This window comes from Pantoea wallisii, from assembly GCF_002095485.1.
In the GTDB taxonomy this organism is placed as follows: Bacteria; Pseudomonadota; Gammaproteobacteria; order Enterobacterales; family Enterobacteriaceae; genus Pantoea; species Pantoea wallisii.
On the sequence record NZ_MLFS01000059.1, the window covers coordinates 18495 to 28955 of the forward strand.

7 protein-coding genes and 1 pseudogene are annotated in these 10461 nt (G+C 58.4%); 1 reads left to right on the forward strand and 7 read right to left on the reverse strand.

Features of this window, described 5'->3' with window-relative positions:
* The first annotated feature begins 141 nt into the window (after positions 1-141).
* On the forward strand, positions 142-3456 hold the full coding sequence (rne, locus tag HA48_RS17870; RefSeq protein WP_128602525.1) for a ribonuclease E: 3315 nt from the start codon (positions 142-144) through the stop codon (positions 3454-3456).
* Between the two features lie 401 nt (positions 3457-3857).
* Here rne and flgL read toward each other — a convergent pair whose 3' ends face one another.
* The 7 genes and pseudogenes from flgL to HA48_RS17905 form a co-directional block, all read right to left on the reverse strand.
* A complete protein-coding gene (gene flgL, locus HA48_RS17875) occupies positions 3858-4823 on the reverse strand; it encodes a flagellar hook-associated protein FlgL (RefSeq protein WP_128602526.1) in 966 nt (321 codons plus the stop codon).
* Positions 4824-4840: 17 nt separating this feature from the next.
* Positions 4841-6484, reverse strand: coding sequence for a flagellar hook-associated protein FlgK (flgK, locus tag HA48_RS17880; RefSeq protein WP_128602527.1), 1644 nt, complete (start codon positions 6482-6484; stop codon positions 4841-4843).
* Positions 6485-6603: 119 nt separating this feature from the next.
* Positions 6604-7543 (reverse strand): annotated as a pseudogene (gene flgJ / locus HA48_RS17885) (flagellar assembly peptidoglycan hydrolase FlgJ).
* Positions 7543-8628, reverse strand: a complete 1086-nt coding sequence (locus HA48_RS17890) for a flagellar basal body P-ring protein FlgI (protein WP_167377160.1) — start codon at positions 8626-8628, stop codon at positions 7543-7545. The pseudogene flgJ and the gene HA48_RS17890 overlap by 1 nt, the downstream one beginning before the upstream one ends.
* 33 nt (positions 8629-8661) lie before the next feature.
* Entirely contained in the window at positions 8662-9372 is a 711-nt protein-coding gene (locus HA48_RS17895; protein ID WP_128602529.1) for a flagellar basal body L-ring protein FlgH, read from the reverse strand.
* Between the two features lie 62 nt (positions 9373-9434).
* The gene (gene flgG, locus HA48_RS17900) at positions 9435-10217 is read right to left on the reverse strand and encodes a flagellar basal-body rod protein FlgG (RefSeq protein ID WP_128602530.1); all 783 of its coding nucleotides are present in this window, start codon (positions 10215-10217) and stop codon (positions 9435-9437) included.
* A gap of 17 nt (positions 10218-10234) precedes the next feature.
* The coding region (locus HA48_RS17905; RefSeq protein ID WP_279626745.1) for a flagellar basal body rod C-terminal domain-containing protein at positions 10235-10461 on the reverse strand (227 nt) is incomplete at its 5' end.

Below are 10461 nucleotides of genomic sequence, written 5' to 3' on the forward strand. Positions count from 1 at the left end.
ACAAGATTTGCGCCCCTATAGCCGCCGACAACCGTGAGGTTGACGTCAGTGCATGCAGACACGGGGTCATCGGTTGATTCTCGTCCAGGGTAACGATGCCCGCAGCTTTATCACTCATGTGAGAATAACGAGTACGTCACGATGAAAAGAATGTTAATTAACGCAACTCAGCAGGAGGAGTTGCGCGTTGCCCTTGTTGATGGACAACGTCTGTACGATCTGGATATCGAAAGCCCCGGACACGAGCAGAAAAAAGCCAATATCTACAAAGGTAAAATCACCCGTATTGAACCCAGCCTCGAAGCTGCGTTTGTTGATTACGGTGCTGAGCGTCACGGTTTCCTCCCTCTGAAAGAAATTTCCCGCGAATACTTCCCTGCTCACTACAACGCGCATGGCCGTCCGAATATTAAAGACGTGCTGCGTGAAGGTCAGGAAGTGATCGTGCAAATCGATAAAGAGGAGCGCGGTAATAAAGGGGCAGCATTGACCACCTTTATTTCGCTGGCCGGTAGCTATCTGGTCCTGATGCCAAACAACCCGCGCGCGGGCGGCATCTCCCGTCGTATTGAAGGGGATGACCGTACTGAGCTGAAAGAGGCGCTCTCCGCGCTGGAGCTGCCGGAAGGCATGGGGTTAATCGTTCGCACTGCGGGCGTTGGCAAATCTGCCGAATCCCTGCAGTGGGATCTCAGCTTCCGCCTTAAACACTGGGAAGCGATCAAAAAAGCCGCTGAAAACCGCCCTGCTCCGTTCCTGATTCATCAGGAGAGCAACGTTATTGTGCGCGCCTTCCGCGACTACCTGCGTCAGGATATCGGTGAGATCCTCATTGATAACCCGAAAGTCCTTGAGCTGGCACGTCAGCATATCGCGGCGCTGGGTCGTCCGGACTTCAGCAGTAAAATCAAACTCTACACCGGTGAAATCCCGCTGTTCAGCCATTACCAGATTGAGTCACAGATTGAGTCGGCCTTCCAGCGTGAAGTGCGTCTGCCTTCCGGTGGCTCGATTGTGATCGACAGCACCGAAGCGCTGACAGCCATCGATATCAACTCCGCGCGTGCTACCCGCGGTGGCGACATCGAAGAGACCGCCTTCAATACCAACCTTGAAGCCGCCGATGAGATCGCACGCCAGCTGCGCCTGCGTGACCTGGGCGGTCTGATCGTCATCGACTTTATCGATATGACGCCGGTTCGCCATCAGCGTGCGGTGGAAAACCGCCTGCGTGAAGCGGTGCGTCAGGATCGCGCACGTATCCAGATCAGCCATATCTCCCGCTTTGGTCTGCTGGAGATGTCGCGTCAGCGTCTCAGCCCGTCACTGGGTGAATCCAGCCATCACGTCTGCCCACGCTGTAGCGGTACCGGCACAATCCGTGATAACGAATCGCTGTCGCTGTCGATTCTGCGTTTGATTGAAGAAGAGGCGCTGAAGGACAACACCAAAGAGGTGCATGCGATTGTACCGGTTCAGGTGGCCTCCTATCTGCTGAACGAAAAACGTGAAGCGGTGAATGCCATCGAGAAACGCCAGGGCGGCGTGCGCGCCATCATCGTGCCAAACGACCAGATGGAGACGCCACACTACTCCGTGCTGCGCGTGCGCAAAGGTGAAGAGACGCAAACCCTCTCTTACCACCTGCCGAAACTGCACGAAGCGGAGATGGCGCTGCCTTCTGAAGAGGAGCACGCCGAGCGTCGTCGTCCGGAGCAGCCTGCACTGGCCGCTTTCGTGATGCCAGATGCCCCGCCTGCGCCGGTTGAAGTTACCGAAGAGCAGCAGCCTGCGGCGAAAGCCGACGTGAAGCCAAACGTGGCAGCGCCAGCCGCTGCGCCGGCGGCCACGACCAGCGGCGGCTTCGTATCGCGCCTGCTGAATGGCCTGAAGAAGCTGTTCGCCGGTGAAACGCCTGCCGCTGCACCTGTGGAAGAGAAAACCGAAGCGAAAGCGGCTGAAGGTGAAAGCACCACACAGCGTGGCGATCGTCGTAACAACAACCGTCGCAACAACCGCCGCGAGCGTACGCCGCGTAACGGTGAAAATCTGCAGGGTCGTGAAGGCCGCGAGCCGCGTGAAGCACGTGAACCGCGCGAGCCACGTGAAGCACGCGAACCCCGTGAGAGCCGTGAGCCACGCGATCAGGATAACCGCCGCAATAAACGCCAGAACGAACCGCGTGGTGAGCGTCCGGCCCTGACGGAAGAGCAGCTGCAGCAGCGTGATGAGCAGCAGCAGCAGCGTCGTGAACAGCGCGCTGAGCGTCAGCGTCGTCGTCAGGAAGAGAAACGTGCGCAGCAGGAGCCGAAAGCCGCTGAGCCGGTTGTACAGAGCGATATCGTTGAAGACAACGTGGCGCAGGAGGACGATCGCGTTCAGGTCATGCCGCGTCGTAAGCAGCGTCAGCTGAACCAGCGCGTTCGCGTGGGCGATACCGGTGAAGTCGCCGCCGCTGAGATCCCTTCAGCTGCAGCAACCGAAGCAGCGATCGAAAGCACACAGCGCGCACCTGTCGCAGAGCAGACAGAAGCAACCAGCGATGAGCAGGATGAGAGCGAGAACCGTGAGAGCACCAACATGCCACGCCGCTCGCGCCGTTCACCGCGTCATCTGCGCGTCAGCGGCCAGCGCCGTCGTCGTTACCGTGACGAGCGTTACCCAACGCAGTCTGCGATGCCGCTGGAGTCGGCTGCTGCCTCTCCGGAGATGGCGTCAGGCAAAGTCTGGGTTACCTATCCGGTTGCTCAGACGCACGAGCAGTTCACCTCGCAAGAGGCGCTGAACGAAATGCCAGAATATGGCTATCAGGATGCGGTGGAAGCGCTGCCGGTGGCCGCCGAAGCCCACTCAGCGGTTGTGCCACAGCCAGAAACGACAGAAGTTGTGCATCAGGCTGAACCGCAGGCGCACACCGAGGTACCTGTGGTGAACACGGATGATCTGACCCCTGTTGCCGCGCCGGTCAATCACGAGCCTGCGGTTATCTCTGCAGCCGATGAAGCGGTTGCACAGGAGACGGCGGCGGAAGCCGAGCCTGCAACCGTGACAGAAGAGGCGCCACAGCCTGCTACGCCGGAAGAGGTGCAGCCCGCGGTAACCGAAGCCGTTGCCTCAGCAGAACAGGCACCTGCGGATGTTACCCCTGTTGTCGAAACGCAGGTTGAAGAGGTGCTGTCAGCGCCGGTAGCGGCGGAAGCCCCTGTCGCGCCGATCACTGAACCACATGCTCCTGTCGCTGCGCGCGATACCGCAGTGAGCAGTGCAGAGACCCGCTTCAAGCACCACGCAACTGCACCAATGACCAAAGCGCCAGCCCCGGCATCGGAGCCTGAGCCGGTACGTCACAGCGACTGGGTTCGCCCGCCGTTTGCTTTTGACGGCCGCGGTTCAGCCGGTGGTCACAGCGCGACGCATCAGGCTACCGCTCCGGCGACCCGCCCGGAAAGCGCGTAAGCAAACCGCTCTAAAAGCAGCAGTACACCAAACCCCGGCCAGTCCGGGGTTTTTTATTGCCGCCACCATACCCCATACTGCTCTCCGCCCTTTCATCTCTGACCGTAACGGCATCTCGACACAGCACCCGGGACTTAAACCCTTTTGGCTTTCGTAGTGGCGGCCCGTCAGGCCGCCAGGTGCGCCGGGGCGGCACGCCGCAATCGCAGCTACGGGCAGCGTGTTAATGTTCGACCACAGCAATGAGGAAGTCTGAAGGGCAGCCGTTGCCCTGCACAGAATGCCTGGCGGGATGTATCTACAGGAGCGGGAGTAAAAGGCAAAAAAAATCCCACGGCCCTTGCGGGCAGTGGGCGAAACTAAGCGCACCCGGTTTAAGCGCGCTCAAAGTGTCAGGTCTGTTACTTATTCATCTGGAACAGCGACATCTTCGACATATCGCTAAAGGTGGTATAAGACGCCTGCAGCAGCTGCTGCTGCATGGTGTAGGTGGAGATCGCCTGGGTGTAATCAACGTTTACCAGCGTACTCATCTGGTCTTTCAACGTGACGGCCCGGTCATCACCCTTCGCATCCAGCGTATCCAGCTCATCCAGCTGGGTACCGATCTCAGAGCGTACCGCCAGCACGTTATTCAGCGAATTGCTGAAACCGCGGTTTGCCTTATCCATTGCGTCGGTGAAGGTCTGCTTCGTGGCATCATCGGCGTCATTCTGCGGCACTTTCAGAGCGCTGATGGCGCTATCAAGCATATCGAACAGATTGGTCTGGCTGGTACCGCCGTTTGGCTCCGGCTTGGCATTGCTGGTCAGCGAATCAAAAATCGCATTGCCCGTGTGTGCCACCGTCATGGAGCGTTCGCTGTCCACTTTTTGTGTGATCGCTTGCGTACCGCCGGTGTAGGTTACCGCACCGCTGGCGTCCTGAGTAAACGGCGCGGTATCGGATTCATAACCGGCAAACAGGTAGCGGCCGTTGCCATCTTTACTGTTCGCCAGGTTCAGCAGCTGTGAACGGATCCCCTCCAGCTGGGTAGCGTAAGAGGCGCGGTCATCATCACTCAGCGAGCCGTTACCGGCGCTGATCAGCGTCGTTTGCGCTGACTGAATGGCCGTGGTGACATCACTCAACGTACTCTCTTCCAGCGACAGGCTCTGATCGGCGAACGAACGCGCCAGCGCAAACTGGCTATCGCGCGCCTGCGTCTGCGACAGCACCACCGCACGGGAGGCTGCGATCGGATCGTCAGAGGGATTGGTGACGCGGCGGCCGCTTGAGAGCTGGTTGCCCGCGTTCAGCCAGGACGATTGCGCATCAGTCACGCCACGTACCTGCTGATCAAAAATCATATTTGTACTGAGTCTCATCGGTCAGACCTCTTCTGTTAACCGCGAATGCTCATCAAAGCATCGAAAATAGTGTTGGCGGTCTGCAGCACCTGCGCGTTCGCCATGTAAAACTGCTGATATTTGCTCAGGTTGGCGTACTCCTCATCGAGGTTGACGCCAGAAACTGACTGCTGACGCTCTGTCAGCTGCGTGACGACGCCCTTCTGCGTGGCGGCAGCCGTCTCCAGGTTTTTGGTTTTGTTACCCACGGTGCTCACCAGGCTGGCATAGCCCTGAGCCAGCGTGGCGTTGCCGTTGATCAGTTTGGCATCCTGCAAGTCCAGCAGCTTCTGCGCGTTGCGGTTATCGCTGGCGCCGCCGGCGGCTGACGCAGCGGCAATCTGTGATTCACTGGTGATCGCCACGGACATTCCGCTGATCACATCCTGCACCGGCCTGACCAGGAAACTGTCTTTGGCGTTAGCGTTGCCGTTAACCGTCAGCGCGATGCCATCAAAGCTCATGGTGGTGTTACCGGAACCGTCAGTGCCCATGGTCGGCGTCACTTTGACGTTATCCGACAGACGCGTGACTGACCAGGCGCTGCCGTCGTAGCTCACGTTATAGTTTGAGGCCTTCATGGCGCTGGTATCGGTCCACGCAGCGCTCACGCTGGCGGTGGAGCTGTTTTTCGTGTTCGTGATGACCGTTGGGCTGCCGATGTTAAAGAAGTTAATACCGGTATCGCCGTTACTGTCGTAACCGGTGCTGTGCACCTGGTTAAAGCTGGTGGTGAACGCGGCAGCCAGCTGGCCCAGCTGATTCTGCGCGTTGTCCAGATCCTGTGAGCGGAACGCCAGCAGACCACCCAGTGCGCCGGTAGTCAGCGTTTTTTCCGGGATCTCGACCTTACCCGCCTGCTGATCCACATAGCCAATGGTGATGCGTGCCGGATCGCTGCTTGATGGCATCGCCACCAGCGAGGTGGTCTTGCTGCCGTTAACCAGCGTGGTATTGCCCATCGAAACGATGTAGTTACCATCCTGCTTCGACACGTTCACGCCCACAATGCTGTTCAGGCTGTTGACCAGCTGATCGCGTTGATCGAGCAGATCGTTGGGTGCTGAACCGCCGCCGGTGGTCAGCTTAGAGATCTGCGTATTGAGATCGGCAATCTGACTGGAGTAAGTGTTGATCTGATCAACGTTGGCTTTGATATCGGTGTTAACGCTGTTCTGCATGCTGGTCAGATACTGCGACGTCGTCTGGAACTGGTTCACCAGCCCCTGCGCATAGCTCAGCATGGACTGACGTGCTGAAGGATCGTCAGCATTGCTCACCACGTTCTGCACGTTGGTGAAAAACTTTTGGATAGAATCAGACAGGCTGGTGGTAGACGTTGACAGCAGGTCATCGATGTTCGAAATCTGGTTATACTGCGAATTCACCGCGCTGTAGTTCGCGCTGTTACCGCGCAGCTGAGCGGTAATGAACTCATCGTATTCGCGCTGCACGCCCGTCACATTGACACCGTTGCCATAGTAGTTGCTGCCCTGCAGCGTACTGTTGGCCTGCGACAGCAGAATGGTCTGCCGCGAGTAGCCCGCTACGGTGTAGTTACTGATGTTATTACTGGTGGTGCTCAATGCGGCCTGTGCGGCGCTCAGCCCGCTCATCGCTGAGTTAATTATGCTGGACATCTCGGTTCCTTTATTTCCCGTTCACCGGGCTGGCAGTCATCAGTGCGATTGCGCGGATGACAGGCATCCGCGGCATATGAGTGTTATCGGCGTGCTTAAGTGAAACTTGAGGCCAAAAATCAGAACAAATCGGTGAAATCCTGACTGTAGCTTTCACTACTTTTTCGCCCATGTTTTTGAATTGCTGGATCATTCCTACCAGCTTCTGCGCATATTTCGGATCGGTCGCGTAGCCAGCGGCCTGGAGCGCACGGGCGCCTGTTCGGCGCTCGGCGCACTGGCAACGGCGGCATAACGGGGGTTGCCGGAGATCAGCTTCACGTAATCGCTGAGCGCTTCAAAATAGGAGCCATACACGCGGAACGAGGCGCGTACTTTCTTCGCTTCGCCACCTTCATATTCGGTGGTCATGATATCGGTGGTCTCGCCTTTCCAGTCGCCGCTGGCTTTAATGCCGAACACGTTGTAACTCGGCTTGCCGTCACGCGTCAGAATCTGCCGCTGGCCCCAGCCAGATTCCAGCGCCGCCTGCGCCAGAATCAGGTGATGAGGAATGCCGCTCTGCTGACTGGCAACTTTTGCCGGCTGCGCCAGCTGGGCAATAAATTCATTGCTGTCACCGGGCAGGCTGGCTGGCGAGACCGGCAGACGCGGTACCGCTTTACGCACCATCTGCTCCAGCTGCATCGGCGCCGTGTTGCTATAGATAAAGCTGTTATCCAGCTTCATCGGGATCGTTCCCGCCGTTTCATCCGGCGCCTGCGCTGGCTGCATCTGTTTGACAATGGTGTCAGCCAGACCCAGCCCGCGCTTGCCGATCTCCTGCGCAATCTGCTGATCGTACAGTGAGGTATACAGCCGCGTCTGATCGTTGCTCAGCATGCCATCCTGCGGCAGGGCCTCGCGCATGCTTTTCAGCATCATCTGCACGAACATCCCTTCCACCTGCTTTGCCACCTGCAGCGCCTTGCCTTTAGGATCAACGGCGGCCTGGCGTTTCAGTTCGTTCAGTGAGCGGCTGTCATACGCCGCGTTCATCAGCGATTGCGTATCCGTCATCAGATAATTTCCAGTTTGGCGCGCAGGCAGCCTGCGCTCTCCATCGATTGCAGAATCGACATCAGCTCAATCGGCGTGGCACCCAGCGCATTCAGCGCACGCACTACATTGTTCAGGTTGGCGCTGGCGTTAACCCGCTGCAGTGCGCCCCCGCTCTGACGCAGATCGATCTGCGTTTGCGTGGTGGCCACGGTCTGCCCTCCGGCGAACGGCGTATCAGGCTGGCTGACGTTCTGCTGCTGATTTACCGTCACCGACAGGTTGCCCTGCGCCACCGCACAGGTGTTCAGCGTTACTTCGCGGTTCATCACCACCGAGCCGGTGCGCGAGTTGATGATCACTTTGGCATCTTCCAGCGGCACCGAAACATCAATGTTCTGGATCTCGGCCAACAGGCGCACCTGTGAGCTGTTGTTTGGCGAGACGCGAATCTGCACGGTGCGCGCATCCAGCGGCAGCGCCGATCCCACACCACGGCTGTTGATCGCATCGGCGATACGCTGCGCCATAGTAAAGTCTTCACTGTTGAGCTGCAGATTGAGGGTATTCTGGCTGCCAAAGTTACTCTGCAGCTCACGCTCCACCGTTGCACCGCCGGTGATGCGGCCACCGTTCAGCTGGTTAACCTGCACGCTGCTGCCACCGGCAGAGGCGCCGGCACCGCCGACCAGGATGTTACCCTGCGCCAGCGCATAGACCTGATTATCCACCCCTTTCATCGGCGTCATCAGCAGCGTACCGCCGCGCAGGCTCTTGGCGTTACCCAACGAAGAGACCACCACGTCAACGGTCTGCCCCTGACGGGCAAACGAGGGCAGCTTTGCCGTTACCATGACCGCCGCCACGTTTTTCAACTGCATGTTAGTGCCGGCAGGCACGGTAATACCGAGCTGTGACAGCATGTTGCTGACGGTTTGCGTGGTAAACGGCGTCTGCGTGGTCTGGTCGCCCGTGCCATCCAGCCCCACCACCAAACCGTATCCAATCAGCTGGTTTTCGCGCACGCCCTGCACGGTAGTGAGATCGCGAATGCGATCCGCCTGTGCCATCAGGCTACTGAGACCGAGCAGCAAGCCCAGCCCCATACGCAGCAGTGTAGTGTTTTTCATCATGACCTCTTACATCGGCGAGACGTTCAGGAAGAAGCGCTGGAACCAGCCCATGGTCTGCGCCTCATTGATATAACCGTTACCGACGTACTCAATACGCGCATCGGCCACCTGCGTTGACAGCACCGCATTGCTGGCACTGATGGTGCGCGGGTTCACCACGCCAGAGAAGCGAATAAATTCGGTACCCTGGTTAATCTCAATCTGTTTCTCACCGACCACGCGCAGGTTGCCGTTCGACAGCACCTGATTAACGGTGACGGTGATGGTGCCGGTAAAGGTGTTGTTGGCGCTGGCGCCCCCTTTGCCGGCGAAGTCGTTTTTGCCATTGGCATCAAGCGCGGCTTTTTCACCGCCGGCGCCGACCAGACCCGCCAGGCCGGTTGGGATCGCACTCAGACCAAAGCTGTTGCTGCCATCACGGCTGGCATTCGCGGAGGAGCTCTTGCTGGCGCTGACGTTCTCCTGCAGCGTGATGGTCAGGGTGTCGCCAATGTTACGTGGACGGCGATCCTCAAACAGCGGCTGATAGCCATAGTTGAGCGGCGCGACGCCCTGGAAAATAGAGCCGTTTACCACCGGCGGCGCGGATGGCGTCGGCTCAGCCGTTGTCGCCCCTTGCACCAGTGGCGTGCGCGGCACCAGCGCACAACCGTTAAGTGTCAGTAGCAGCGTGGCTACTAACCAATGCCCAGGCTTGAGAATCACTTGCTTCGCCACGGAGTTCTGACCTTTTTCATGTTCTTAATCAGGCCAGCCAGGCTGGCCCAACGATCCCAGCATTAAATCTGGGTTAACTTCTGCAGCATCTGATCGGAGGTACTGATCGCTTTGCTGTTGATCTCGTAAGCGCGCTGCGTCTGGATCATCGTCACCAGCTCTTCCGCCACGTTGACGTTAGAGGTTTCAACGTAACCCTGATACAGCAGACCGGCGCCGTTCTGGCCCGGGGTGCTCTCGGTTGGCGCGCCAGAGGCCTGGGTCTCCTGATAGAGGTTTTCACCCACGCTATCCAGACCGGCATCGTTCATAAAGGTGCTGAGCGTCAGCTGTCCCACCTGCGCCGGCTGGGTCTGGCCCTGCTGCGTAACGGTTACCACGCCGTCACGCGCAATGGTGATGCTGGTGGCGTTAGCCGGTACGGTGATCCCTGGCTGCACCGGGAATCCTGCATTGGTGACCAACTGACCGTTCTGATCCACCTGGAATGAACCGTCACGGGTATAAGCCGAGGTGCCGTCTGGCATCTGGACCTGGAAGTAACCCTGACCGTTGATCGCCACATCTTTCGAGTTGCTGGTCTGCGACAGGTTACCCTGATTGTGCAGGCGCTCAGTGGTAACCGGACGAACACCGGTACCAATCTGCAGGCCAGAGGGCAGCGTCGTTTGCTCTGACGACTGCGCGCCTGGCTGGCGCAGGGTTTGGTACATCAGGTCTTCAAAGACCGCGCGTGAGCGCTTAAAGCCGTTGGTGCTAACGTTCGCCAGGTTGTTGGCGATGACGTCCATATTGGTCTGCTGTGCATCAAGACCGGTTTTCGCGATCCATAAAGAACGAATCATTCTGTTTTCCTTAAGCCTTAGCTGCTCATGTTGAGCAGCTGGTTGGCTCGCTGTTCGTTTTCATCGACGTTAGAGATCACCTTCATCTGCATCTCAAAACGTCGGGCGTTGGCGATCATATCGACCATGGTTTCCACCGGTTTGACGTTGCTGCCTTCCAGCACGCCCGGCATCACCTGCACCGTGGCATCATTCGCCAGGGCCGCACCGCGCTGCGCCTGGGTCGCCGCGCTGGGGCGGAACA

Bases quoted from the DNA above. Each gene is read 5' to 3' on its own strand.
- rne (WP_128602525.1), top strand. From the start codon at position 142: ATGAAAAGAATGTTAATTAACGCAACTCAGCAGGAGGAGTTGCGCGTT.
- flgL (WP_128602526.1), bottom strand. From the start codon at position 4,823: ATGAGACTCAGTACAAATATGATTTTTGATCAGCAGGTACGTGGCGTG.
- flgK (WP_128602527.1), bottom strand. From the start codon at position 6,484: ATGTCCAGCATAATTAACTCAGCGATGAGCGGGCTGAGCGCCGCACAG.
- HA48_RS17890 (WP_167377160.1), bottom strand. From the start codon at position 8,628: ATGGGGCTGGGCTTGCTGCTCGGTCTCAGTAGCCTGATGGCACAGGCG.
- flgG (WP_128602530.1), bottom strand. From the start codon at position 10,217: ATGATTCGTTCTTTATGGATCGCGAAAACCGGTCTTGATGCACAGCAG.